21 protein-coding genes are annotated in these 24,187 nt (G+C 71.6%); 10 read left to right on the top strand and 11 right to left on the bottom strand.

Features of this window, described 5'->3' with window-relative positions:
- Positions 1–95: 95 nt before the first annotated feature.
- The gene (locus ACV7NM_RS17700; protein ID WP_463411167.1) at positions 96–1,082 is read right to left on the bottom strand and encodes an ArsA family ATPase; all 987 of its coding nucleotides are present in this window, start codon (positions 1,080–1,082) and stop codon (positions 96–98) included.
- Between the two features lie 98 nt (positions 1,083–1,180).
- Between ACV7NM_RS17700 and ACV7NM_RS17705 the strand changes: the two genes are divergently transcribed.
- The 5 genes from ACV7NM_RS17705 to ACV7NM_RS17725 all read left to right on the top strand — a co-directional run bounded on the left by ACV7NM_RS17705 (position 1,181) and on the right by ACV7NM_RS17725 (position 5,480).
- On the top strand, positions 1,181–1,345 hold the full coding sequence (locus tag ACV7NM_RS17705; RefSeq protein ID WP_136216794.1) for a DUF4177 domain-containing protein: 165 nt from the start codon (positions 1,181–1,183) through the stop codon (positions 1,343–1,345).
- On the top strand, positions 1,342–1,815 hold the full coding sequence (locus tag ACV7NM_RS17710) for a RidA family protein (protein WP_463411168.1): 474 nt from the start codon (positions 1,342–1,344) through the stop codon (positions 1,813–1,815). The genes ACV7NM_RS17705 and ACV7NM_RS17710 overlap by 4 nt, the downstream gene beginning before the upstream one ends.
- Before the next feature lie 1,597 nt (positions 1,816–3,412).
- Entirely contained in the window at positions 3,413–4,342 is a 930-nt protein-coding gene (locus tag ACV7NM_RS17715) for an NUDIX hydrolase (protein WP_463411169.1), read from the top strand.
- Entirely contained in the window at positions 4,339–5,184 is an 846-nt protein-coding gene (locus ACV7NM_RS17720; protein WP_463411170.1) for an MBL fold metallo-hydrolase, read from the top strand. Before ACV7NM_RS17715 ends, ACV7NM_RS17720 begins: the two co-directional genes overlap by 4 nt.
- Positions 5,181–5,480, top strand: coding sequence for a hypothetical protein (locus tag ACV7NM_RS17725; protein WP_463411171.1), 300 nt, complete (start codon positions 5,181–5,183; stop codon positions 5,478–5,480). The genes ACV7NM_RS17720 and ACV7NM_RS17725 overlap by 4 nt, the downstream gene beginning before the upstream one ends.
- Here the strand turns inward: ACV7NM_RS17725 and ACV7NM_RS17730 are convergent.
- Positions 5,477–6,394, bottom strand: a complete 918-nt coding sequence (locus tag ACV7NM_RS17730; RefSeq protein WP_463411172.1) for a nucleotidyltransferase domain-containing protein — start codon at positions 6,392–6,394, stop codon at positions 5,477–5,479. The two genes, ACV7NM_RS17725 and ACV7NM_RS17730, sit on opposite strands and share 4 nt — an antisense overlap.
- Before the next feature lie 183 nt (positions 6,395–6,577).
- Positions 6,578–7,252 carry a Crp/Fnr family transcriptional regulator gene (locus ACV7NM_RS17735; RefSeq protein WP_003981529.1) on the bottom strand — a complete coding sequence of 225 codons (675 nt, stop codon included), beginning with the start codon at positions 7,250–7,252 and terminating at the stop codon, positions 6,578–6,580.
- Between the two features lie 360 nt (positions 7,253–7,612).
- Here ACV7NM_RS17735 and nth point away from each other — a divergent pair, with 360 nt between their 5' ends.
- The 3 genes from nth to ACV7NM_RS17750 all read left to right on the top strand — a co-directional run bounded on the left by nth (position 7,613) and on the right by ACV7NM_RS17750 (position 10,711).
- Entirely contained in the window at positions 7,613–8,617 is a 1,005-nt protein-coding gene (nth, locus tag ACV7NM_RS17740; RefSeq protein WP_463411173.1) for an endonuclease III, read from the top strand.
- A gap of 119 nt (positions 8,618–8,736) precedes the next feature.
- Positions 8,737–9,495 (top strand): NUDIX hydrolase, encoded by a 759-nt coding sequence (locus ACV7NM_RS17745; RefSeq protein WP_463411174.1) that lies wholly within the window; start codon positions 8,737–8,739, stop codon positions 9,493–9,495.
- A gap of 13 nt (positions 9,496–9,508) precedes the next feature.
- Positions 9,509–10,711 (top strand): MarP family serine protease, encoded by a 1,203-nt coding sequence (locus ACV7NM_RS17750; protein ID WP_463411175.1) that lies wholly within the window; start codon positions 9,509–9,511, stop codon positions 10,709–10,711.
- A gap of 36 nt (positions 10,712–10,747) precedes the next feature.
- Here the strand turns inward: ACV7NM_RS17750 and ACV7NM_RS17755 are convergent, their stop codons facing one another.
- The 6 genes from ACV7NM_RS17755 to ACV7NM_RS17780 form a co-directional block, all read right to left on the bottom strand.
- Complete coding sequence (locus tag ACV7NM_RS17755) at positions 10,748–10,921, bottom strand: hypothetical protein (protein ID WP_463411176.1); 174 nt, start codon at positions 10,919–10,921, stop codon at positions 10,748–10,750.
- Positions 10,922–11,171: 250 nt separating this feature from the next.
- Positions 11,172–12,131 (bottom strand): alpha/beta fold hydrolase, encoded by a 960-nt coding sequence (locus ACV7NM_RS17760; RefSeq protein ID WP_463411177.1) that lies wholly within the window; start codon positions 12,129–12,131, stop codon positions 11,172–11,174.
- On the bottom strand, positions 12,128–12,586 hold the full coding sequence (locus ACV7NM_RS17765) for a phage holin family protein (RefSeq protein ID WP_463411178.1): 459 nt from the start codon (positions 12,584–12,586) through the stop codon (positions 12,128–12,130). Before ACV7NM_RS17765 ends, ACV7NM_RS17760 begins: the two co-directional genes overlap by 4 nt.
- A gap of 52 nt (positions 12,587–12,638) precedes the next feature.
- Complete coding sequence (gene nhaA, locus ACV7NM_RS17770) at positions 12,639–14,075, bottom strand: Na+/H+ antiporter NhaA (protein ID WP_463411179.1); 1,437 nt, start codon at positions 14,073–14,075, stop codon at positions 12,639–12,641.
- 209 nt (positions 14,076–14,284) lie between these two features.
- Entirely contained in the window at positions 14,285–16,282 is a 1,998-nt protein-coding gene (gene acs, locus ACV7NM_RS17775; RefSeq protein ID WP_463411180.1) for an acetate--CoA ligase, read from the bottom strand.
- 198 nt (positions 16,283–16,480) lie between these two features.
- The gene (locus ACV7NM_RS17780) at positions 16,481–18,925 is read right to left on the bottom strand and encodes a SulP family inorganic anion transporter (RefSeq protein WP_463411181.1); all 2,445 of its coding nucleotides are present in this window, start codon (positions 18,923–18,925) and stop codon (positions 16,481–16,483) included.
- A gap of 231 nt (positions 18,926–19,156) precedes the next feature.
- Here ACV7NM_RS17780 and ACV7NM_RS17785 point away from each other — a divergent pair, with 231 nt between their 5' ends.
- A complete protein-coding gene (locus ACV7NM_RS17785) occupies positions 19,157–20,470 on the top strand; it encodes a polysaccharide deacetylase family protein (protein WP_463411182.1) in 1,314 nt (437 codons plus the stop codon).
- Here ACV7NM_RS17785 and ACV7NM_RS17790 read toward each other — a convergent pair.
- On the bottom strand, positions 20,424–21,458 hold the full coding sequence (locus ACV7NM_RS17790) for an ATP-binding protein (RefSeq protein WP_463411183.1): 1,035 nt from the start codon (positions 21,456–21,458) through the stop codon (positions 20,424–20,426). The two genes, ACV7NM_RS17785 and ACV7NM_RS17790, sit on opposite strands and share 47 nt — an antisense overlap.
- Before the next feature lie 109 nt (positions 21,459–21,567).
- Between ACV7NM_RS17790 and ACV7NM_RS17795 the strand changes: the two genes are divergently transcribed.
- A complete protein-coding gene (locus ACV7NM_RS17795; RefSeq protein WP_463411184.1) occupies positions 21,568–22,440 on the top strand; it encodes a Fic family protein in 873 nt (290 codons plus the stop codon).
- A gap of 510 nt (positions 22,441–22,950) precedes the next feature.
- Here the strand turns inward: ACV7NM_RS17795 and ACV7NM_RS17800 are convergent.
- The gene (locus ACV7NM_RS17800) at positions 22,951–23,811 is read right to left on the bottom strand and encodes an HAD family hydrolase (protein ID WP_463411185.1); all 861 of its coding nucleotides are present in this window, start codon (positions 23,809–23,811) and stop codon (positions 22,951–22,953) included.
- Positions 23,812–24,187: the final 376 nt, after the last annotated feature.

Here is a 24,187-nt window from a genome sequence, read left to right on the forward strand (position 1 = left end):
GGTCGTCTGTCCCTCCGGCGTCTGTTCCTCCGGCGTCTGTTCCTCCGGCGTCGGCTGCTCGCTCGGCTGCTCCTCCGCCGCCGTCCCGCGCTCGGTCATGCGTCGACCGCCTGCTTGCGCAGTTCCGTCGCCAGCTCGTACAGCCCGGCCAGGTCCATGCCCGAGCCGCCGAGCAGGGGAAGTTCGTACGTCGGCACGTCCAGCCCCTCCAGCACGGTCCGCTGCTCCCGCTCCAGCCGTACCCGGCTCGTGTGTTCGGCGGCCTGCGCGAGCAGCGGGTCCACCAGCCGCTCGGCCAGACCGCCGCGGCGCGCGCCGCCCAGACCCGCGCGGGACAGGGCCTTCGCCACATCGGCACGGCGCTCGCCGGCCGCCGCGCCCAGGGCTTCCTGGTCCAAGTGGTGCGGGCGGACCATGTTGACGACGACCCGGCCCACGGGCAGCCCGGCCGCCTCCAGTTCGGCGATCCCGTCCGCCGTCTCCTGGACCGGCATCTCCTCCAGCAACGTCACCAGGTGGACGGCCGTCTCCGGGGACTTCAGGACCTTCATGACGGCCTGCGCCTGGTTGTGGATCGGCCCGAACCGGGCCAGCCCGGCCACCTCGTCGTTGACGTTCAGGAAGCGGGTGATCCGCCCCGTCGGCGGCGCGTCCATGATCACGTGGTCGTAGACGTACCGCCCGGCCTTGTCCTTGCGCCGGACCGCCTCGCAGGCCTTGCCGGTCAACAGGACGTCGCGCAGGCCCGGCGCGATGGTCGTCGCGAAGTCGATCGCGCCGAGCTTCTTGAGCGCGCGGCCGGCGGAACCGAGCTTGTAGAACATCTGGAGGTAGTCCAGTAGCGCGCGTTCGGCGTCGATGGCGAGCGCGTACACCTCACCGCCGCCGCCCGGCGCGACGGCGATCTTCCGCTCCTCGTACGGGAGCGCCTCCGCGCCGAAGAGCTGCGCGATGCCTTGCCTGCCCTCGACCTCCACCAACAGAGTCCGTCTGCCCTCGCGCGCGAGGGCGAGTGCGAGTGCGGCGGCGACCGTGGTCTTGCCGGTGCCGCCCTTGCCGCTGACCACCTGGAGCCTGCTCACAGCGTCCGAGCCTAACGAGTCGGCCGGACGGTTCGTGTTCCGGGCCGGGGAACGAGGCCGCGCGAGAGGCCCCGGTGACAGGCACTACCCTCGCTCCCATGACCAAGAAGTTCGAATACGCGACGGTCCCGCTGCTGGTCCACGCCACCAAGCAGATCCTGGACACCTGGGGCGAGGACGGCTGGGAGCTCGTCCAGGTCGTGCCCGGGCCGAACAACCCCGAGCAGCTCGTGGCCTACATGAAGCGGGAGAAGGCCGCATGAGCGGGAACGTCGAGGCGAGGCTGGCCGAGCTCGGCCTGACCCTGCCGGACGTCGTGCCGCCGCTGGCCGCGTACCAGCCGGCCGTGCGGTCGGGCGCCTACGTGTACACCGCCGGCCAGCTGCCGATGGTCAAGGGCAGCCTGCCGGTCACCGGCAAGGTCGGCGCCGAAGTGTCGGCGGAGCAGGCCAAGCAGTTGGCCGCGACCTGCGCGCTGAACGCGCTCGCGGCCGTCAAGTCCGTGATCGGCGACCTGGACAAGATCGCGCGTGTCGTGAAGGTCGTCGGCTTCGTGGCCTCCGCCCCGGACTTCACCGGGCAGCCGGGTGTGCTGAACGGTGCGAGCGAACTGCTGGGCGAGGTGCTCGGCGACAAGGGCGTGCACGCCCGCAGCGCGGTCGGCGTGGCGGTACTGCCGCTGGACGCCCCGGTCGAGGTCGAGATCCAGGTCGAGCTGGTCCCCGAAGCCTGACCGGCTCCTTCCCCGCCCCGCCGTGATCGGCGGGGCGAGGTGGCGCCGGGTCGGGTGGGCTCTCCCGCACCCCGGCCCGCCTCGACTCCGGCCTCGCCGGCGTTCCGGGCGCGGGGCCGTGGGTGGCGGCGGTGATGTCGTGGTCCGGGCGGAGCCCGGCCGTACTGCTCGTCGGCACCCAGAGCCGAGGCTTCGGCCGGGGCGCCCGCGCCGGTTTCGGGCCCTGGTCGGTGGCGCCCGCCTCGGGTTGCGGCTTCCGGCCTTCCAGGCGCCCGCCTCGGTCTCAGACCCCGGTCGGTGGCCGCGTACGGGGCCCTCACTCGGGCAGGCTCCCCCGGTTCAGGGCCCGTGTCGTGGTCCGGGCGGAGCCCGGCCGTACTGCTCGTCGGCCACCTGATCGGGGCTCTCGGCCGGTTTGCCCGCCCGGGGGTTGCGGCCCCGGTCAGTGGCCGCCTACCCGGCCCTTGCGTAGCCGGGCTTTCAATATTCGGGCGAGCTCCTGTGGTTCGGGGCCCGCGCCCTGGCCCGCAGCTCCCGCCCGGCCCCGGCCCCGGCCGGGCAGTCGGGCCACTCGGCCTCCGCCCGGCCCCGGCCCTCGCTCCGGCTCTCGCCCGGCCGGCGGAGCGGTCGGCAGATCGGCCCGCGGCCCGGCCTGCGGCCTTCGTCTGGTCCCGGCCTTATTCCGGCCCCGGTCCTCGCCCCGTTTCCGCTCCTGCTCCTGCTCCGGCCCCGGCCCCGGCCTCCGCCCTGCTCCAGCGTGGCGGGTTCACGGTTGCGCCCTCGGCCTTCGGCTCGGGCCCCGGCGTGACGGGTTCGCGGTTGCGGGCAGGTGTTCGGCCCGGCAAGTCAGCGGCCCCGAGCCTCGCGTGCCTTGGCCCGCAGCCTCCGCCCGGCTCCGGCCCTTGCTCCGGCTCTCGCCCGGCCGGCGGAGCGGTCGGCAGATCGGCCCGCGGCCCGGCCTGCGGCCTTCGTCTGGTCCCGGCCTTATTCCGGCCCCGGTCCTCGCCCCGTTTCCGCTCCTGCTCCGGCCCCGGCCCCGGCCCCGGCCCCGGCCTCCGCCCTGCTCCAGCGTGGCGGGTTCACGGTTGCGCCCTCGGCCTTCGGCTCGGGCCCCGGCGTGACGGGTTCGCGGTTGCGGGCAGGCCTTCGGCCCGGCAAGTGGCCGGCCGCCCGGGTTCCCGCCCGGTCGGCTGCGGGTGTGAAGAGCCGTGTCCGACCGCCTGGCGGCGGCGGGCAGGCGGCTCGCTTCCGACCGCCTGACGGGTGCTCCACCCCGGGGCCTACGGGGCCTCGGCCCTGGCGGGCCCGTCGCTGCGGGTCGGCTCCGGGCGCGTGGGGACCGTAGGGCAGCCACTCCTGGGCTCACCCGAGCTCCGGGCCGCCCCCCCGGCCCACCCCGCCGTATCCGGACCCTTCGGCCCGCCCCCGGCCCGGCCGTTGGCGTGGCGGCCCAGGCAGCGGCCGCGTGGGGGCGCTCGTAGCCTGCGGGCTCCCCACCGGCTGCGGCGCGGGGGTGGTCCGGCTCGGGTCGCGGAGGCGGGGGCCGACGGGGCGGGGGCCCCTCGAACATCGGGCCGGATGGCCGTAGCATCCGGCCATGCCCAACGGTGAGCAGGGACAGCAGCAGTCGCACCCGGACGAGGCCACGCCCGCCGGGGGCCAGTGGTACCCCCCGGAGTGGCCCGACCGCATCCGCGCGCTAGCGGACGGTTCCCTCACTCCCGTCGAACCCAGACGCGCCGCCACCGTGATGCTGCTGCGTGACACCGACGCCGGTCCGGCCGTGCACATGCTGCGCCGGCGCACCTCCATGGCCTTCGCCGGCGGCGCCTACGCCTACCCCGGCGGCGGGGTCGACCCCCGCGACGAGGACCACCGCATCGGCTGGGCGGGACCGAGCCTCGAGGACTGGTCGGACCGCCTCGGCACGGACCCCCGTACGGCCCAGGCCATCGTCTGCGGAGCCGTCCGCGAGACCTTCGAGGAAGCCGGGGTCCTCCTCGCCGGCGAAGCCCCCGACGCGATCGTCGGCGACACGACCGGCGACGATTGGGAGGTCGACCGGCTGGCCCTCGTCGCCCGCGAGCTGTCCTTCGCCGAGTTCCTCGACCGCCGTGGCCTCCTGCTGCGCTCGGACCTGCTCGGGGCCTGGGCCCGCTGGATCACCCCGGCGTTCGAGCCCCGCCGCTACGACACCTGGTTCTTCGTCGCCGCCCTCCCCGAGGGGCAGCGCACCCGCAACGCCTCCACCGAGGCCGACCGGACGGTGTGGATCCGCCCCGAAGAGGCGGCCGCGGGCTACGACAAGGGGGAGCTGCTGATGATGCCGCCCACCATCTCCACCCTGCGGTCACTGGAGCCGTACGAGAGCGCCGCCGACGCCCTGGCCGGGGCAGTGCACCAGGACCTGACCCCGGTCCTCGCGCAGGCGGCCCTGGAGGGCGGGGATGTGGTGCTCAGCTGGCCGGGGCACGATGAGTTCACCAAGCGCGTCCGCCTCGGACGCCCCGGAGGTGCCACCGCATGACCGACGCCGCAAGCCTGCCCGGCCAGCCCCGGGGAGTGGTCTCCTCGGGGCCCGCCACCGCCCGCGCGGTCAACGTCCTGGCCCCCAACGCCTCCGCGATGACCCTGGACGGGACCAACACCTGGCTCGTCTCCGAGCCCGACTCCGACCTGGCCGTCGTCATCGACCCCGGCCCGCTCGACGAGGGGCACCTGCGGGCCGTCATCCGCACCGCCGAGGAGGCCGGCAAGCGCGTCGCCCTGACCCTTCTCACCCACGGCCACCCCGACCACGCGGAGGGCGCCGGCCGCTTCGCCGAGCTCACCGGCACCAAGGTCCGCGCCTTGGACCCGGCCCTGCGGCTCGGCGACGAGGGCCTCTCGGCGGGCCAGGGGATCCAGGTCGGCGGCCTGGAGCTGCGCGTGGTCCCGACGCCCGGTCACACCTCGGACTCCCTCTCGTTCCACCTGCCCGCCGACCGGGCCGTCCTCACCGGAGACACCATCCTCGGACGCGGCACGACCGTCGTCGCGCACCCCGACGGCCGGCTCGGCGACTACCTGGACTCCCTGCGCCGCCTGCGCTCCCTCACCGTCGACGACGGGGTCCACACGGTGCTCCCGGGCCACGGTCCGGTCCTGGACGACGCGCAGGGGGCGGTCGAGTTCTACCTGGCCCACCGCGCCCATCGGCTGGCCCAGGTCGAGACCGCCGTGGAGAACGGTTTCCTCACCCCCGAGGCGGTCGTGGCCTACGTCTACGCCGACGTGGACCGGTCGCTTTGGCCGATTGCGGAATGGTCTGTCCGGGCCCAACTGGAGTATCTTCAAGATCACGGACTGATTCCGGGGGGACCTGAATGACCACGCTGTTCCTGTTGCTCGCGCTGATCGCCACGGCCTCGTGGATCACCTCGACGGTGACCCTGCGGATGAAGGCCCTCGAACGCCGGGCGGACGGCCTGGAGCGCCGCCTGGGCCTGGTGCTGGACCACTTCGGCATCGAGGAACCCGAACCGGCGGGGATGGACGAGGTACGGGCCCTGGCCCGCGACGGCCGCACCGTCGAAGCCATCCGCGTCCACCGCCGCGCCACGGGTTCGGGCCTCGCGGAGGCCAAGCACGCGGTCGAGGCGCTCACCGACCGGACCGAGATCTAGCAGCCGGCGCCCGTCGGACTACCGGGCCCAGGGCCTGTCGGGCTGCGGTCAAGGCCGGCCGGGCGGGACGTCTCACCCACGGCCTCACCCACGGCCTCACCCACGGTCCGGCCCCGGTCCCGCGCGGGGACGCCGTGCCGGGCGGTGTACTCCCGCGCGAGCCACGGCCCGAGGTCCTCCGTGTACCCGCGCACGACCGCCGGGTCCGCGACCGGGTCCAGCGCCACCGCGGCCGTCGCCCGCATCTGCGCCGCACGCTCGGGGTAGTACCGGCCGAAGACCTCCGCCGACTCGGTGAGGTCGCTGGTCCAGCCGCCCCACCAGGGCATGACCAAGGTGAACCCGCTGCGCACCAGGTGCCGGGAGAAGGACCGGCTCAGCTTCCGGTACTCCTCGGGCGAGGAGGCCGCCCGCGCCCTGCTCCGCCACGCGGGCAGCAGAGCGTCCAGTCCGCCGTTGGTCTCCCGGGCGAGCACACCGTCCGGCCGGTAGCGCGGCAATTGCTCGGCCAGGTCCTCGCCGAGCAGTGGCGTGCTCAGGCAGGCGAGGAACCAGCCCAGGTCGAAACGTTCCTCCTCGCTCAGCAGCCGGTCCTTGCCGAAGAGCAGAACGCCCACCCCGTCGATCTGCGGGAAGTCCTCGTCCAACCCCCGCCCGAGTACTTCGGCGGTGTCCCGGTCGTCGTCGGCGGGTTCCCGGTGCAGGGCGAGCAGCAGGTCGAGGTCGGAGCGCCCGGGGCGGGCCGTCCCGCGCGGCACGGACCCGTAGAGGTAGGCGCTGTGCAGCCGCCGCCCGTACGCCTCGGCGATCCGCTCCCGCGCGGCGACGACGACCGGCGTGAACGGCCGCGGCACCCGGCCGAGCGATCCCTCGCGCTCGAAGTACCCCTGTGCGTCCAGCCCCTTGTGCCCCATGCCTCCACCCTGCTCCTTCCCGGAGAAGACGTCACGGGAGATGCCGTCACGGGGGGCCGCCGCAGGGGAAAGGTTCCACGGGAGCCGACGTCGTGCGGATGATGTCACCGGAAACGACGGAAGGGCCCCACCCCTCGGGGCAGGACCCTTCCGCGCAGCCTGTGGCGGTGCGCCGGGTTGGCGTCAGCGCGAGCGCTTCGCCAGCCGCTCGACGTCCAGCAGGATCACCGCGCGCGCCTCCAGCCGCAGCCAGCCGCGGCCGGCGAAGTCGGCCAGCGCCTTGTTCACGGTCTCGCGCGAGGCGCCGACGAGCTGTGCCAGCTCCTCCTGCGTGAGGTCGTGCACGACGTGGATGCCCTCCTCCGACTGCACGCCGAAGCGGCGCGACAGGTCCAGGAGGGCACGGGCCACGCGGCCCGGGACATCGGAGAAGACCAGGTCGGACATCTGGTCGTTGGTCTTGCGCAGGCGCCGCGCCACGGCGCGCAGCAGCGCCGTCGCGACCTCGGGCCGGGCGTTCAGCCAGGGCTGGAGGTCGCCGTGACCCAGACCCAGCAGCTTGACCTCGGTCAGCGCGGTCGCGGTGGCGGTGCGCGGGCCCGGGTCGAACAGCGACAGCTCGCCGATCAGCTCGCCGGGACCGAGGACGGCCAGCATGTTCTCGCGGCCGTCGGGGGAGGTGCGGTGCAGCTTCACCTTGCCCTCGGTGACCACGTACAGCCGGTCACCGGGGTCGCCCTCGTGGAACAGGGCGTCACCGCGTGCGAGGGTCACCTCGCCCATGGAGGCGCGGAGCTCCGCGGCCTGCTCGTCATCGAGCGCCGCGAAGAGCGGGGCGCGCCGCAGAACGTCGTCCACGAGTCTCTCTCCTATGTCGACCGGCTCAGGGGACCGCTCCCCATTTTGCCGGACGGCTGAAACAGTGCGATCAATCACAAGGATGCCGGACGTACGGGTGTGCTGTGTGGCGAGGGCCCCATCGGGGTGGTGTTACCAGAGGTCCGGGCGGCTGTCAGCGGTCGGCCTTAGGCTGGCCGGGTGTCCAATAAGCCGGTGAGAGCACAGGCCATGGGGTCCGCAGGAGTGACGGCGGGCCAGAATTCAGCCGTGGGCGAACAAGGCCCCGGGGCGTCGCCCTCGGAGGTTCCTCCGAGCCCACAGGGCAAAGGTTCGACCAAGAAACAAGGGCCCGGGCGGGCCGCAGGGCAGCGGAAGCCCATGCCCGCCAAGACCGCTTCCGCCAAGACCGCCCTCGCGAACAAGGCCGCGTCCGCCGAGACCGCCCCCGCGAACACGCCCGCGTCCGCCGACGCCGCGCCCGCCGAGGGCGCGCCGTCGCAACCGCCCAAGCCGTCGCAACCGCCCAAGCCGTCCCGGGCGCCCAAGCCGTCCCGGACGGCGGCCAAGCCGTCCAAGACCGCCGCCCCGGCGAAGCCCGCCAGGACCCCGAAGCCGGAATCCCGCCTCGCGATGATCCGCAGGGCCCGCCGGATCAACCGGGAACTGGCGGAGGTGTACCCGTACGCCCACCCGGAGCTGGATTTCCGCAACCCGTTCGAGCTCCTGGTCGCCACCGTCCTCTCCGCGCAGACCACCGACCTGCGCGTGAACCAGACGACCCCGGCCCTCTTCGCCGCCTACCCGACCCCCGAGGCCATGGCCGCCGCCGCCCCGGAGGATCTGGAGGAGCTGATCCGGCCGACCGGGTTCTTCCGGGCGAAGTCGCGTTCGCTCCTCGGCCTTTCGCAGGCCCTGTGCGAGAACTTCGGCGGCGAGGTGCCGGGCCGGATCGAAGACCTGGTGACCCTGCCCGGCGTGGGCCGCAAGACGGCCAACGTCGTGCTCGGCAACGCCTTCGGCGTCCCGGGCATCACCGTCGACACCCACTTCGGCCGGCTGGTGCGGCGCTTCAAGTGGACCGAGCAGGAGGACCCGGAAAAAGTCGAGGAGGAGATCTGCGCGATCTTCCCCAAGAGCGAGTGGACGATGCTCTCGCACCGCGTCGTCTTCCACGGCCGCCGGATCTGCCACGCGCGCAAGCCCGCCTGCGGCGCCTGCCCGATCGCCCCGCTCTGCCCGTCGTACGGGGAGGGTGAGACCGATCCGGACAAGGCGCGCAAGCTGCTCAAGTACGAGAAGGGCGGTCAGCCGGGCCAGCGGCTGAGCCCGCCGGCGGACTACCCGGGCCTGCCCGCGCCGCCGCTGGGCGCCCCGGCGCCCTGAAGGGGGTCCGCGGCGTCGCAAGGCGCTCGCGGAGGAACGAAACCGGCGGCGGGCCGCGTTGAGCGGGTGTCACCGTCGCCGGGGTGGACACGGATCAGGAGCCAGGAGCAGGGGTGCCTATGACGCGGGGTACGAGGGACGAGAGCGTGACGGGCGGGCCGGTGGGCGCGGCGGGAGTCGAGGGTGATGAGTCGTACGTCGGCCCCCGCGGCCCCGTGACCCTGAGCACCCGGGGGCTTCCCGGCTGGTTGGACCCGGTGGTCGAGGCCGTGCGCACCGTGCGGCCCCACCAGCTGAGCCGGTTCCTGCCCCCCGAGGACGGGCGGGGTCGCCAGTCCGCGGTGCTGATCCTCTTCGGCGAGGGCCCCCGAGGCCCGGAGCTGCTGCTCCAGGAACGCGCGGGGAGCCTGCGCTCGCACGCGGGCCAGCCTTCCTTCCCCGGCGGTGCCCTCGACCCGGAGGACGGCGATCCGCGGACCACGGGCCCGCTGCGCGCCGCCCTGCGGGAGGCGGAGGAGGAGACCGGCCTCGATCCCGCCGGGGTCCAGCTCTTCGGGGCGCTGCCCCGCCTCTACATCCCGGTCAGCGAGTTCGTCGTGACCCCGGTGCTCGGCTGGTGGAGGGTGCCGACCCCGGTCGGCGCCGTGGACCCGGCGGAGACGGCCCGCGTGTTCACGGTGCCGGTCGCGGACCTCGCGGATCCGGCGCACCGTGTGACAGCCGTACATCCGAGCGGTCTGCTGGGCCCCGCTTTCACCGTCGAATCGGCTCTGGTCTGGGGTTTCACCGCGGGGGTGATCGACCGGTTGCTGCACTTCGCGGGGTGGGAGCGCGAGTGGGACCGATCACGTGAGGTCACGATCGACTGGCGCGCATGAGACGGTGGCCCACGTGAATGTGCTGGACATCCTGTTGCTGGTCGCCGCCGTATGGTTCGCGATCGTCGGCTACCGCCAGGGCTTCGTCGTCGGCATCCTGTCGGTGATCGGCTTCCTGGGCGGTGGTCTCATCGCCGTGTCCCTGCTTCCGCTGATCTGGGACCGGGTCACCGACAACGGCACTCAGGTGTCCACCACCGTCGTGGTCATCGCCGTCGTCGTGATCATCATCTGTGCCTCGATCGGCCAGGCCCTCACCACCCATCTGGGCAGCAGACTCAGACGGCACATCACCTGGTCCCCGGCCCGCGCGATCGACGCGACGGGCGGGGCACTGGTGAACGTCGTCGCGATGCTGCTGGTGGCGTGGCTGATCGGTTCCGCGCTTGCCGGGACCTCGCTGCCCACCCTGGGCAAGGAGGTCCGCAACTCCAAGGTGCTCCTCGGCGTGTCGCGGGTGATGCCGGCGCAGGCGAACACCTGGTTCTCGGATTTCAGTTCGACCTTGGCGCGCAACGGTTTCCCGGAGGTGTTCAGCCCCTTCTCCAACGAGCCGATCACCGAGGTGAAGGCGCCCGATCCGGCGCTCGCCCGCAGCGGTGTCGCCGACCTGGCCAAGCGCTCGATCGTGAAGGTCGTGGGCACCGCGCCCAGTTGCAGCAAGGTGCTGGAGGGCACGGGCTTCGTGTTCGCGCCCGGCAAGGTGATGACCAACGCGCACGTCGTCGGCGGGGTCGCCGAGCCGACGGTGCAGGTGGGCGGCGAAGGCAAGCTCTACGACGGCAAGGTGGTGCTCTACGACTGGGAGCGTGACATCGCCGTCCTGGACGTGCCCAGGCTGAAGGCGCCCGCGCTGGAGTTCACCGAGAAGGACGCGGCGAGCGGCAGCGACGCGATCGTCGCCGGTTTCCCGGAGAACGGCGCGTACGACATCCGCTCGGCGCGCGTCCGCGGCCGGATCAACGCCAACGGCCCTGACATCTACCACCGCGGCACGGTCCGACGGGACGTGTACTCCCTGTTCGCGACGGTCCGCCAGGGCAACTCCGGCGGCCCGCTGCTGACGCCCGAGGGCAAGGTGTACGGGGTCGTCTTCGCCAAGTCGCTGGACGACCCCAACACCGGTTACGCCCTGACGGCGGACGAGATCCGCGACGACATCCGGAGCGGGAAGACGGCCGAACGGCGCGTCGACAGCCAGGGTTGCGCCCTCTGAGGCGTGTGCGAAGGGCAGCGCCGGGCCCGAGGGGCCCTACATCCGCGGATGGCGCAGCCGGGCCGATACCCAGCGGGCCCGGCGGCGCAGGATGCGCGGAATCCCGAGTCGAGGGTCGTGGCCGTCGCGGCCTTGCCCCTCGTGGGTGCCCGGCGCGGTGGCCGAGCGGCGTTCGTGTGCGGTGTCACCGTAGTCGTGCGTCCAGCCCATACTCCGAGCTTTGCCCGGGCCCAAAGGTCGGTAATCGCGTACGCGGCGGCCAATTGGCCTATGCGGCAGGCAATTGAACGACCGTCACACAACCGTATGAAGGATGGGCGGACTGTCGTCCCGGCTCCCCTCGTAGGTTCCCCATTCCGGCCGCCCCCAGGCTCCCCGCCCGGGCCGCCGCTCGGGCCGCCGATCGGCCGCCGGCGGGGCGTCCGCCCGGCGGACGGGCACTCGCCGGGCGCCCGTCCGCTCAGCGGTCCGGTTCGGGGTCCTTGAGCCAGTTCACCAGTTCCGCCGAGAAGGCCGCGGGGTCCTCCTCGTGCGGGAAGTGCCCCAGGCCGTCGAACAGGCGCCACCGGTAGGGAGCTTCGACGTACTGCCCGCTGCCCGCCGCACTCCGTATGCGCATCACCGGATCGAGCGAGCCGTGCAGGTGCAGCGTCGGCACCCGCACCGGTCGCTTCATGCGCCGGTTGAACTGGAGCCCGTCGGGCCGGGCCATCGAGCGCATCATCCAGCGGTACGGCTCGATCGAGCAGTGCGCGGTGGACGGAATGCACATCGCGCGCCGGTACGCGTCGACATCGGCGTCCTCGGGCGGCACGGGACCGGACCACTCCCGGATCAGCCGGCCCACGAGCGCCCCGTCGTCGGCGACCAGTTGCCGCTCGGGGACGAACGGTCGCTGAAAGCCCCAGATGTGCGAACTCGCGCGGGTCTGCCCGAAGTCCGCGAGCATCGCCGCGCGCCAACGACGCGGGTGCGGCATCGAGGAGACCACCAGTCGGCGGACCAGCTTCGGCCGCATCACAGCCGCCGTCCAGGCGAGGTAGCCGCCCAGGTCGTGCCCGACGAGTGCGGCGTCCGGCTCACCGAGGGACCGGATGACGCCGGTGATGTCCAGCGCCAGGTTCGCCGGGTCGTAGCCGCGGGGCGTGCGGTCGCTGCCGCCCACCCCGCGCAGGTCCATCGCGACGGCGCGGTAACCGGCGTCTGCGAGGGCGGTCAGTTGGTGCCGCCAGGTCCACCAGAACTGCGGGAAGCCGTGCAGCAGGAGCACCAACGGCCCGTCACCGAGCTCGGCGACGTGGAAGCGCGCCCCGTTGGCGGCGACGTCCCGGTGCGTCACCTCTTTCCCGCCGGGGATGTCGAGCCGTACCGCCGAGGCGGCGGTGGGCGGGGTGCCGGAAGCCGGCGAGGGCGCTGTCATGAGGACGAGCGTGCCACACCCACGGCGTTGTCACTGACCGCGCGGGGATGCGGCTTGACGGTCCCGACGACGGCCGCCGTCTGCTTCACGGAGGCGATGGTCCTCTCCGGCGGCTTGACCTTCTTGAACTTCGACACGGCCAGCAGCGAGAGCACGCCGGCGAGCAGCAGGAACGCGGCTCCGACGATGAGGAAGGACCAGGCGAGCCCCAGCCCGAGGTTGTGGATCCCGTACGCCGCGGCGAAGCTCAACACCGGCAGCGAGAACAGCGCGAACACCCCTGCGATGGAGATCGCGGCGCCGCCGACCCCGGCGCGCTTGGCGTCCTGGCGCAGCTCCGCCTTGGCGAGGGCGATCTCGTCGTGCACCAGGGCGGACATCTCCGCGGTCGCCGAGGCGACCAGCTGACCGAGCGTGCGCTCGGCTCCTTGTTCCCCTTGGTCCAACGCGCTCATCGCTCTCTCCCTATGTCGTCCGTCGTCGACGGCTGTCCTCCGTCAGTTCAGATCATGCCGGACGGTCGCGCTCTGCGCTGGACCCGGCCGACGCTTCGTCGCCCGCGAGCGCCGCGGCCGCCGCGGCGAGTCGGCGGTGTTCCGCCGCCTTCTCCTCGTGGATGCGCGCCATGCGCAGGTGGTACTCGGGGTTGTCCAGCTCGTACACGTCCGGGATGCCGTCGCGGTCCTCGTCGCGGTCCTCGGCCTCCGTGAGCGCCTTGTACTTGCGGTCGCGGAGCTTGAGCAGCACGCTCGCGACGACCGCGGCGATGAGCGAGCCGATCAGGACGGCGGCCTTGACCTCGTCGGTGAGGGTCTCGTCGCCGGCGAAGGCGAGCTCCCCGATGAGCAGGGACACCGTGAAGCCGATGCCGGCCAGCGAGGCGACCGCGAGGACGTCCGGCCAGGCGAGGTCCTCGTTCAGCTCGGCCTTGGTGAAGCGGGCGGCAAGCCAGGTGCCGCCGAAGATGCCGATCGCCTTGCCGACGACCAGGCCGAGGACCACGCCGAGGGTTTCCGGCCGGGTGAAGACCTGGGCGATGGCCTCGTCGGAGAGCGACACGCCGGCGGAGAGGAGGGCGAAGAGGGGGACGGCCACGGCCGCGGAGAGGGGGCGTACGAGGTGTTCCACGTGCTCGCCCGGAGAGGTGTCCTCGCCTTCCCCGCGGGTGCAGCGCAGCATCAGGCCCATCGCGACACCGGCGATGGTGGCGTGGACCCCGCTGTTGTACATCAGGCCCCAGATCACCAGGGCGAGCGGGACGTAGACGTACCAGCCGTGGACGCCGGCGCGCAGCAGGAACCAGAAGAGCACCAGGCCCGCGACGGCGCCGCCGAGCGCCGCGAAGTCGATGTCGCTGGTGAAGAAGACCGCGATGATCAAGATGGCGAAGAGGTCGTCCACGACCGCGAGGGTCAGCAGGAACGCGCGCAGGGCAGACGGCAGGGAGGTGCCGATGACCGCGAGGACCGCGAGCGCGAAGGCGATGTCGGTGGCGGTCGGGACCGCCCAGCCGTTTGTCGAGCCGTTCCCGAGCAGGTTGACCACTACGTAGACCAGCGCGGGCATCGCCATGCCGCAGACGGCGGCGATCACCGGGAGGGCGGCCGCCTTGGGGTCGCGCAGATCGCCGGCGACCAGCTCGCGTTTGAGCTCGATGCCGGCGACGAAGAAGAACACGGCGAGCAGGCCGTCCGCCGCCCAGTGCTGGAGGGAGAGGTCCAGGCCGAGCGAGGCGGGGCCGATGTGGAAGGACCGTACGGTGTCGTAGCTGCTCGCGAGAGGTGGGACGTTGGCCCAGACGAGTGCGGCGATCGCGGCCACGAGGAGGAGCACACCGCCGACGGTTTCGGTCCGCAGGGCGTCGGCGACGTAGCGCCGCTCGGGCAGCGAGAGGCGGTCGAGCAGTTTGCGGCTCTTGTGGTCGGTGGGGCTGGACGCGGCCACGTGAGGCACCTCCGGGGCGGTTGGACGGCATGGCGAAGCTCGTTGCCGACCAGACTTCCCGGCGCACCTGAGTATTTTTTACGTGGTCAATACTTTACAGGTGGTGCGCAAGGGCGTATCCGGCGATCTTCACTTTATGTGCGAAAGGGCCATCCGGCGCGTCGCGCCGGATGGCCCCCGGGGCCCTGTTCGGACCCGCTACGCCGGGCTCAGTCCTCGCTGCCGGCGGCCGGCAGCTTGCTCTGGATGAGGTCCATGACGGAGGAGTCGGCGAGCGTGGTGACGTCGCCGACCGTCCGGTTCTCGGCCACGTCGCGCAGCAGCCGGCGCATGATCTTGCCCGAGCGGGTCTTCGGCAGTTCCTGCACCGGCAGGATGCGCTTCGGCTTGGCGATCGGGCCGAGCGTGGCACCCACGTGGTCGCGCAGCTCCGCGACAAGGGTCTGCGTCTCGGACGCGCTGCCGCGCAGGATGACGAAGGCGACGATGGCCTGACCGGTGGTCTCGTCGTTCGCGCCGACCACCGCGGCCTCGGCGACCGAGGCGTGGGAGACGAGCGCGGACTCGACCTCGGTGGTCGAGATGTTGTGACCTGACACCAGCATCACGTCATCGACGCGGCCGAGCAGCCAGATGTCGCCGTCGTCGTCCTTCTTGGCGCCGTCGCCCGCGAAGTACTTGCCCTCGAAGCGCGACCAGTAGGTGTCGAGGAACCGCTGGTCGTCGCCCCAGATGGTGCGCAGCATCGACGGCCACGGCTCGGTGAGCACCAGGTAGCCGCCCCCGCCGTTCGGGACCTCGCGGCCCTCGTCGTCGACGACCGTGGCGCCGATGCCGGGCAGCGCACGCTGCGCCGAACCCGGCTTCGTCTCGGTGACGCCCGGCAGCGGGGAGATCATCATCGCGCCGGTCTCGGTCTGCCACCAGGTGTCCACGATCGGGCAGCGGTCGCCGCCGATGTGCTTGCGGTACCAGATCCAGGCCTCGGGGTTGATCGGCTCGCCGACCGAGCCGAGGACCCGCAGGCTCGACAGGTCGAACTTGGCGGGGATGTCGTCGCCCCACTTCATGAACGTCCGGATAGCCGTGGGCGCCGTGTAGAGGATGGTGACGCCGTACTTCTGGACGATCTCCCAGAACCGCCCCTGGTGCGGGGTGTCCGGGGTGCCCTCGTACATCACCTGGGTGGCGCCGTTGGCGAGCGGGCCGTAGACGATGTAGGAGTGACCGGTCACCCAGCCGATGTCGGCGGTGCACCAGAAGACGTCGGTCTCCGGCTTGAGGTCGAACACCGCGTGGTGGGTGTAGGCGGCCTGCGTCAGGTATCCGCCGGAGGTGTGCAGGATGCCCTTGGGCTTACCCGTGGTCCCCGAGGTGTACAGGATGAACAGCGGGTGTTCTGCGTCGAAGGCCTGCGGGGTGTGCTCCGCGGACTGGCGTCCGACGATGTCGTGCCACCAGACGTCGCGGCCCTCGGTGAAGGCGGTGTCCTGGCCGGTGCGGCGGACGACGAGGACGTGCTCGACCTGCGGGCACTTGGCGACGGCCTCGTCGATGGCGGGCTTGAGCGCGCCGGGCTTGCCGCGGCGGTAGCCGCCGTCGGCGGTGATGACCAGCTTCGCGTCGGCGTCCTGGATGCGGGAGGCGACGGCGTCGGCGGAGAAACCGCCGAAGACCACCGAGTGGGCGGCGCCGACCCGGGCGCAGGCGAGCATCGCGACGACGGCCTCGGGGATCATCGGCAGGTACACCGCGACCCGGTCGCCGGCCCGTACGCCCAGCTCGGTCAAGGCGTTCGCGGCCTTGGAGACCTCGTCCTTGAGCTCGGCGTAGGTGATCGCGCGGCTGTCGCCGGGCTCACCCTCGAAGTGGAGGGCGACGCGGTCGCCGTTGCCCGCCTCCACGTGCCGGTCGACGCAGTTGTACGCGACGTTCAGCGTGCCGTCCGCGAACCACTTCGCGAAGGGCGGGTTGCTCCAATCGAGCGTCTCGGTCGGCTCGGTGACCCAGGTCAGGCGCCGGGCCTGCTCGGCCCAGAAGCCCAGCCGGTCCGCTTCGGCCTGTGAGTACGCAGCCTCGGTGACATTGGCGGCGGTGGCCAGATCGGCGGGCGGTGCGAACCGCCGCTCCTCCTTGAGCAGATTGGCCAGGCTTTCGTTGCTCACGACATCTCCCTTTCCCAGGGTGTCCGTTGTGTCCCCGGGCATAGCTCATCAGTCAGCGGCCCAGGTGACAAGGGGTAGGCGAAAATTGGTTTAGACCTATACCACGGCTGCGCCCATGCCAATGACCCCTCCCCGCTGCAGGCTGCGGGAAGGGGCCACCGAGTGGCACGGATACGGGAGGTTATCGGTTCACCAGCACCACCAGCCCTGGTGTGGCCGGTTCCTTACCCGCCGCCCGGGTCAGACATGGCCGCCGACGCTGTCGAAGATCCGGCAGTCGAAGAAGTCGTCACCCTCGGAGAGCAGGTAGGCCTGCGCCTCGCCCACGTGGAAGTACATCCCGTGCAGCTCCAGCGTCCCCTCGGCCAGCCGGCGCGCCACCGACTCGTGCGCCCGCAGGTGCTCCAGCTGCTGGACGACATTGGTCAGGCACAGCTGCTCCACGGCGTCCGCCGGCAGCCGTCCCGCGATCCGGGCCCAGGGGTGGTGGCGGCTCCTCATCCGCTCCAGGCTGGGCAGCCCGTGCCGCAGCCAGCGCCGCAACGGGGTCATCGGAGCCCCCGGATGCGAGTTCAGCAGCGCCTGCATCGCGCCACAGCCGGAGTGTCCGCACACGGTGATGCTGTCCACCTGGAGCACGTCCACGGCGTACTCGATCGCGGCCGCGACCGAGTCGTCCGTGGCTTCCGCGCCCGGCAGCGGGACCAGATTGCCGACGTTGCGGACGGTGAACAGGTCGCCCGGGCCGCTGGCCGTGATCATGCTGGTGACCAGACGGGAATCGGCGCAGGTGAGGAACAGCTGGGAGGGTTGCTGCCCCTCGCGGGCGAGCCGGGCCAGCTCGTCGCGCACATGCGGTGCGGTGTCCCGCTGGAAGGCGATGATCCCGCTGGCCAGTTGACCGGCTCCCCGGCGTCGGGGCTCGGACGCGGGGGTCGCGGCCGTCGGGCCGGGGAGCGTCCGGCCCTCCTCGTGCCCGTCGGCGCGGTGGTCGCAGTGGTTCTTCCAGGGAGTCCAGGGGCGGCAGCAGTGGTGCGCGCCGCGCCGGGCCGGCTCACCGCCGGCGGCCCGGCCGCTCTCGGGGGCCCGGGCCCCGGCACGGCCCGTCACCTCGACGGAACCGCCGTGTGCGACATGCGAGTCCTGCCAGTCCTGGAGCGTCTCGAAGGCGGCGTGGTCCATGAAGGAGCCGTCCAGTTCGATCACCGTCCGCGCGTCGTACGGGATCTGGTTCAGCACCCGGCTCAACCGCGGGACGGCGAGGAAGGTCAGCTGACCGCGGGCCCGGACCCGGTGGATGCCGTCCAGCTCCTCCAACGTGATCCTGGTCCGGGCGAGTCGGTGCAGGGCTACCGCCACGGCCACCGCGATACCGATGGCCACCCCCTCCAGGACGCCGCCGAGGACCACGGCCGCGATCGTCGTCACGTAGACCAGGATTTCCCGGTGTCGGGTGACGGTGCGCACATGCGTCGCGCTCACCATCTGCACCCCCACCACCATCACCAGCGCGGCGAGCGAGGCGAGCGGGATCAGGTCGAGCACCGGGACCATCAGCCCGGCCGCGAGCATGATCCACAGACCGTGCAGCATGGCAGCGCGGTGGCTGACGGCCCCGGCCCTGACGTTCGCCCCACTGCGCACGGCCCCGCCCGCGACGGGCAGCCCACCCAGGGCCCCGGAGACGATGTTGGCCGCGCCCTGTCCCCGGAGCTCCCGGTCGAGATCGGCGCGCGGCGGCCGGCTGCCTCTGTCCCGGCCGGTCGCGATCAGCTTGTCGGTGGCGACGGCGGACAGGAGGGACTCCACGCTGCCGACCAGGGTGACCGTCAGAACGGCGGCGATGATGCCGAGCACCGGCCCTTCAGGCCACTCCGGCAACGCGTGGCTGCGCCAGGACGGCAAATCCACCCGGGGAAGACGGAGCCCCGTCAGGGCCGCGAAGGCGGTGGCCGCCGCGACGGCGGCGAGCGCGGCGGGCACTTTGCGCAGGGCCGGCCCGACCCGCCCGGGTAGTCGTGGCCAGCCGAGCAACACGATCAGCGTCAGCACGCTGACGCCGAGCGCGGCCGGATGCAGATCGGCCAACTGGGCGGGCAGAGCACGCACGTTGGCGAGGGCTGAGCTCTGCGGGGTGCCGCCGAGCACGATGTGCAGTTGGGCCAGTGCGATGGTCACACCGATGCCGGCGAGCATGCCGTGCACGACGGCCGGACTGACCATGAGTGCCGACCGGGCGGTGCGCAGGAACGCGAGCCCGAGCTGGCAGCAGCCCGCGAGCACGGTGATGGCGCAGGTGGTGCGCCACCCGTAGCGCTGGATCAACTCGGCGGTGACCACGGTGAGTCCGGTGGCCGCCCCGCTCACCAGGAGCGGGGCGCCGCCGAGCCGCCCGGCCACGATTCCGCCGGCCGCCGCTGCCACCAGCCCGGCCTGCAGCGGCGCGCCGGTGGCCAGCGCGATGCCGAGGGACAGGGGCAAGGCGATCAGGAAGACGGCGACGGAGGCGGAGAGGTCGGCGGGCAGACCTGCGGGCAGGCGTCTGCCCTGGCGACGGTCGGGCCCGTGGTCAGGCCGGTGGTCTGGCCGACCGGCCGGGTGACCCTGCGGCCGACCGGCGGTGCCGGTGGTGCCGGTGTCGGGGAGGTGGTTTGCGGAGGGATGGGTGGCGGAGGTGGCTGTCATGGGTTCCCGTCTCCTCTGAGGAGGGATGAAGCGGCGGGAGTCAACACTCGGTAAATGGATAGTAATGGAGAGTAAAGAGCTAAGGGAGGGAATGGGGTCAAACGGCCTAGGAATTAGCACTCAGGGGTGATTAAGCATTTTGTCCGGCTTGTCACATCTTCTTCAAAGCTGACCGCGTGGGACGGTGCGCCCGGAAGTGCCACGAGGGAACTGCGAGGGAGAGGTGTGCGGATGATCGCCGCTACGAAGAAGATCGCCGGCGGCCTGGCCGCCACGGTCCTGGTGCTGGGCGCCGCCGGGTGCGGAGGCTCGGAACCCGCCAAACCGCCCGCGCTCGGGGGCCCGAACGCGAAGAAGGGCGCCGGCGTGCCGGAGGCCGCGCCGGGCAGCGTCAACCGGCTGATCGGTGACGGATCCACCTCGTACACCGGCCGACAGCCCAACGTGCAGCAGCCCCAGAAGCTGAAGCCCGGTGAAAAGCCCCCGCAGTTCGTCGTCTTCTCCTGGGACGGCGCCGGCGAGGACAGTCAGAAGCTCTTCTCCCACTTCCGCGAAGTCGGGAAGGAGTACAACGCGCGGATGACCTACTTCCTCAGCGGCCTGTACATGCTGCCGGAGGAGAAACGTTCCCTCTATACCGCCCCGCAGCATGCCCCGGGCCGCTCCGACATCGGCTTCGGCGATCCGCAGAGCATCAAGGACACCGCCACCCAGGTCCGTTCGGCCTGGCTGGAGGGCAACGAGATCGGCACCCACTTCAACGGCCACTTCTGCGGGCCCGACGGTGGCGTGGGCACCTGGTCCGTCGAGGAGTGGAAGAGCGAGATCAACCAGGCCAAGTCCTTCGTCAAGAGCTGGAAGTCCAACTCGCCCGAGCTCAAGGGCATGGAGGCGCTCCCCTTCGACTACGACAAGGAGCTCGTCGGGGCCCGCACCCCCTGCCTCGAAGGCCAGAAGAACTTCATGCTGGCGGCGAAGGACATGGGCTTCCGGTACGACTCCAGCGGTATCAGCAAGCAGATCTGGCCGAAGAAGACGGACGGCCTCTGGGACATCCCGCTCCAGCTGGTACCCATGCCCGGCCGGGCCTTCGAGACCCTGAGCATGGACTACAACTACCTGGTCAACCAGTCCGGGACGACGACGCAGGGCGACCCCTCGCAGCACGCGTACTGGGGGGAGCAGATGCGCGACGGTCTGCAGAAGGCCTTCGACCGCGTCTATCAGGGCAACCGCGCGCCGCTGATCATCGGCAACCACTTCGAGTCCTGGAACGGCGGCACCTACATGAAGGCCGTCGAGGACTCGATCAAGTCGATGTGCACGCAGAAGGAGGTGCGCTGCGTCCCGTTCCGCGAGCTGGCCGACTGGCTGGACGCCCAGGACCCCAAGGTCCTGGAGTGGATGCGCACCCTCGACGTGGGTGAGGCGCCCAAGGACGGCTGGACGAAGTTCCTGACGGCGGGGCCGCCGGCCAAGCCGGCCGCCCCGGCCGAGGTCAAGCCGGCTGCGGAGCCGGCCGAGTCCGGTTCGGACGAGGGCTGACCAGCCCCTGTGATCCGGCGGGGCGTGCCTCGTCGAGGACGAAGCCGGGGTCGACCTGTTCCGCGAGGTCGGCCCCGGTCTTGGCGTTCCCCCAACTCTCCGCGTTCTTCAGGTGGAAGTGGACCATCTGACGCGTGTACCGGGCCCAGTCGCGGTCGGCGTACGAGTCCTCGGCGGCGTCCTGGAGCACCTGGAGCGCGAGCCGGTTGGTCGCCTCCAGCAGCTCGAACGCGGCCGGGTGCCCCCTCTCCATCGTCCGCACCCAGTCGGAGTGCCCGACGGTGACCAGTAGGTCATCGCCCACCTCGTCCTGGAGGAATTCAATGTCCTCGGGACCCTGCACTTTGTTGCCGATCACCTTGAGGGCGATCCCGTAGTCCCGGGCGTACTCCTTGTACTGGCGGTAGACGGAGACGCCCTTACGGGTCGGCTCGGCCACCAGGAAGGTCATGTCGAAACGGGTGAACATGCCCGAGGCGAAGGAGTCCGAACCGGCGGTCATGTCGACGACGACGTACTCGTCGGGACCGTCCACCAAGTGGTTCAAGCACAGTTCGACCGCTCCGACCTTGGAGTGGTAGCAGGCCACGCCCAGATCGGCCTCGGTGAACGGGCCCGTGGCCATGAGCCGCACGGGCTCCCCGTCGAGCAGCACCGTGCGGGCGCACGCGGCGTAGACGGGGTTGTCCTCGGTTACCCGCAGCAGCCGCGAACCACTTCCGGGCGGAGTCGTCTTGATCATGGTCTCGGCGGACGTGATGCGCGGGTTCGACCCGCGCAGGTAGTCCTTGATCAAGGACAGGTGCGCACCCATGGCGGGCAGCGTCGCGGCCTCGTCCTCGTCAAGCCCGAGGGCCGCGCCGAGATGCTGGTTGATGTCGGCGTCCACCGCGACGACGGGGGCCTCATTGGCGGCGAGGTGGCGGATGAACAGGGAGGACAGCGTGGTCTTCCCGCTGCCGCCCTTTCCCACGAAAGCGATCTTCATGTTCACCAAGCGTAGTGGATCGGTCGCTTTGGGTGTTCGGGGTGAGTGAAGAAGACCACTCCAAGGAGGGGTCGGTGCTATGGGGCCGCAGTGCGTAGGCTCCTTACTTATGAGTAGCGCTGCTGACCCGCTGGTCCCTTTGGCCGGGCTTCCGGGTGTCGCCGATTCCGTGGATTCCGTACGCAAGGCCGTGGACCGGGTCTATGGGCACCGGGTGATGCGCCGGCGCGCCGGCGAGATCACCTCGGAGGCGGCCCTGCGTGGGGCCAGGGGCAGCGCGGCGCTGTCCGGGGCCGATTGGGCCCTGGAAGAGGTGCGCCGCCGGACCGACTTCGGTGCGGAGGAGCAGGCGCGCACGGTGGGTGCGGCTCTGCGCCTGACGGCCGAGGCGGGGCAGCTGCTCAGCATCTGGCGTCAGTCGCCGCTGCGGGTCCTCGCCCGCCTGCACCTGGTCGCCTCGGGTTCCACCCCGGCGACGGCGGGGGGCGGGGCAGCGGCCGGCGCGGGCGCGGGGGGCGAGCGCGGCGGCGACGCCGTGGGTCGGCCCCGGCTGGCCGGCGAACCGGTGCACGAGCCGCTGATCGAGGCTCCGTTGCCCAGCGCCGAGGAGGTCGCGGGAAGGCTCGACGGCCTGTCCCGGCTGGTCATCGCGGGTGGCTCGGCCCCGGCGCTGATCACGGCGGCGGTGGTGCACGGCGAGCTGCTGGCGCTACGCCCCTTCGGTACCTACAACGGTCTGGTCGCGCGGGCGGCCGAGCGCATCGTGCTGATCAACAGCGGGCTCGACCCGAAGGCGATCTGCCCGGCGGAGGTGGGCCACGCGGAGCAGGGTCGGGAGGCGTACCTGGCGGCCTTCGGCGGCTATGTCTCCGGGACACCGGAGGGTATGGCGGCCTGGATCGCCCACTGTGGCCGCGCGGTCGAACTGGGAGTGCGGGAATCGACGGCTGTGTGCGAGGCACTCCAGCGCGGCGCGGCCTGACCGCTCGGAGTGAACGCGGGGATCCCCGCGAGCCGCGGACAGGGTTGCGGCGACACCGTCTTGCTTCGGTGTCGCCGCTGGCATTCCCGCCGGGTTACCAAGCGTCCTCGATGATGCCCATCAGGCCGGGAACTTTGCCCGTGGCCTGGTGCGGCTGGCCCGTAATCGACGGGTCGACGTCGCGTGGGTGCTCGGCGTTCCTGCTTCGGTCCGTGGGCCTTACTGCGTTTTAAAGATGATCCTCTCGGATGTTCTTTGGTCTCGCGGGCCGTTGACTCCTTTGTACTCCGCTTCCGAGACGAGCGAAACCCCTGACCTCACTTCTTTACCTTTCTCCGCATTACCGGATGATCCGGACATCGAATATCGGGGCATGCCCGGCATTGCGGAGCGGGACGAGGGGGCCGGGCAGGCCCCCGCGGGTGACGCACCGGCTCCCGCCCCGCCCGCCGTGGGGCGGGAATCCGGGGTCGGGGCGGGGAAGTGCGGTACGGGGGCCGAGCCGGGATCTCAGGCGGCGGCGGTGGCCCGGCGGCGGCTGGCGTACCAGACGAGGCCGGCGGTGGCCGCCGCCGCTCCGACCGCCGCGGCGGCCACCCATGCCGGTCGCGCGGCCATCGAGAACCCGGGCACCCGCTGCTTGAGGCGTACCGGCCGGTTGAACCCCAATACCGGCCACTCCCGAGCCATCGCCTCGCGCCGAAGGGCCCGGTCGGGGTTCACCGCGTGCGGGTGTCCGACCGCCTCCAGCATCGGTACGTCGGTGATCGAATCGCTGTACGCGTAGCACCTGGTGAGGTCGTATCCCTCGGACTCGGCGAGCTCGCGCACGGCCTCGGCTTTCGTCGGCCCGTAGGCGTAGTAGTCGATCTCCCCGGTGAAGCAGCCGTCCTCGCCGACGACCATGCGGGTGGCCACGACGCGGTCGGCGCCGAGCATCTCGCCGATGGGCTCGACCACTTCGGCGCCGGAGCTGGAGACGATCACCACGTCACGCCCGGCGGTGTGGTGGGCTTCGATCAACGACGCGGCCTCGTCGTAGATGATCGGGTCGATGAGGTCGTGCAGGGCTTCGGCGACGATCTCGCGCACCTGCTGGACGTTCCACCCCTTGCAGAGGGCGGACAGGTACTCCCGCATCCGCTCCATCTGGTCGTGGTCGGCGCCGCCGGCCAGGAAGATGAACTGGGTGTACGCGGTGCGCAGGACGGCCCGCCGGTTGATCAGGCCACCCCGGTAGAACGACTTGCTGAAGGTCAAGGCGCTTGACTTCGCGATGACGGTCTTGTCCAGGTCGAAGAAGGCAGCGGTCCGAGGCGAGGAGTGCGGCAAGGGCTGGTTTTCCACGCCCCGAGCATATGCGCCCACCATTCGGCGTAAGGTGTGGCGCGTGGGTTTGCCTGAGAAGGCTCTCGGGTACACCATGGAAGTCACGGATCGTTCGCGACCGTGCTAACCCGGTCTGGCTCCTCCCCCCCCGAGTCGGACCGTGGGGACGACCCCCGCTCTCCCCCCCGGCGGGGGTCGTCGCATGTCCGGGCGCGGTTCGCGCCCCTTGGCTCCAGCTCTCGATCGACATCTTCCCGGCCCCTCCTGTGTGGTGGGCCCGCGCGGCTGAGGCCCTCTCCCCTCCGAACTCGTGACTCTGCGTAGTGGTTCCGGCGCGCTATGAACTCACCCGATGGGGTGGCGGAGATATCCACAAGCGCGTTCCTGTCCACAGATATCGAGCAAGATCCACTTCGTT

The sequence above is a fragment of the Streptomyces sp. Tek67B01 genome, from assembly GCF_055231995.1.

Bases quoted from the DNA above. Each gene is read 5' to 3' on its own strand.
- ACV7NM_RS17705 (WP_136216794.1), top strand. From the start codon at position 1,181: ATGACCAAGAAGTTCGAATACGCGACGGTCCCGCTGCTGGTCCACGCC.
- ACV7NM_RS17710 (WP_463411168.1), top strand. From the start codon at position 1,342: ATGAGCGGGAACGTCGAGGCGAGGCTGGCCGAGCTCGGCCTGACCCTG.
- ACV7NM_RS17715 (WP_463411169.1), top strand. From the start codon at position 3,413: ATGCCCAACGGTGAGCAGGGACAGCAGCAGTCGCACCCGGACGAGGCC.
- ACV7NM_RS17720 (WP_463411170.1), top strand. From the start codon at position 4,339: ATGACCGACGCCGCAAGCCTGCCCGGCCAGCCCCGGGGAGTGGTCTCC.
- ACV7NM_RS17725 (WP_463411171.1), top strand. From the start codon at position 5,181: ATGACCACGCTGTTCCTGTTGCTCGCGCTGATCGCCACGGCCTCGTGG.
- ACV7NM_RS17730 (WP_463411172.1), bottom strand. From the start codon at position 6,394: ATGGGGCACAAGGGGCTGGACGCACAGGGGTACTTCGAGCGCGAGGGA.
- nth (WP_463411173.1), top strand. From the start codon at position 7,613: ATGCCCGCCAAGACCGCTTCCGCCAAGACCGCCCTCGCGAACAAGGCC.
- ACV7NM_RS17745 (WP_463411174.1), top strand. From the start codon at position 8,737: ATGACGCGGGGTACGAGGGACGAGAGCGTGACGGGCGGGCCGGTGGGC.
- ACV7NM_RS17755 (WP_463411176.1), bottom strand. From the start codon at position 10,921: ATGGGCTGGACGCACGACTACGGTGACACCGCACACGAACGCCGCTCG.
- ACV7NM_RS17760 (WP_463411177.1), bottom strand. From the start codon at position 12,131: ATGACAGCGCCCTCGCCGGCTTCCGGCACCCCGCCCACCGCCGCCTCG.
- ACV7NM_RS17765 (WP_463411178.1), bottom strand. From the start codon at position 12,586: ATGAGCGCGTTGGACCAAGGGGAACAAGGAGCCGAGCGCACGCTCGGT.
- acs (WP_463411180.1), bottom strand. From the start codon at position 16,282: ATGCCCGGGGACACAACGGACACCCTGGGAAAGGGAGATGTCGTGAGC.
- ACV7NM_RS17780 (WP_463411181.1), bottom strand. From the start codon at position 18,925: ATGACAGCCACCTCCGCCACCCATCCCTCCGCAAACCACCTCCCCGAC.
- ACV7NM_RS17785 (WP_463411182.1), top strand. From the start codon at position 19,157: ATGATCGCCGCTACGAAGAAGATCGCCGGCGGCCTGGCCGCCACGGTC.
- ACV7NM_RS17790 (WP_463411183.1), bottom strand. From the start codon at position 21,458: ATGAAGATCGCTTTCGTGGGAAAGGGCGGCAGCGGGAAGACCACGCTG.
- ACV7NM_RS17795 (WP_463411184.1), top strand. From the start codon at position 21,568: ATGAGTAGCGCTGCTGACCCGCTGGTCCCTTTGGCCGGGCTTCCGGGT.
- ACV7NM_RS17800 (WP_463411185.1), bottom strand. From the start codon at position 23,811: ATGGTGGGCGCATATGCTCGGGGCGTGGAAAACCAGCCCTTGCCGCAC.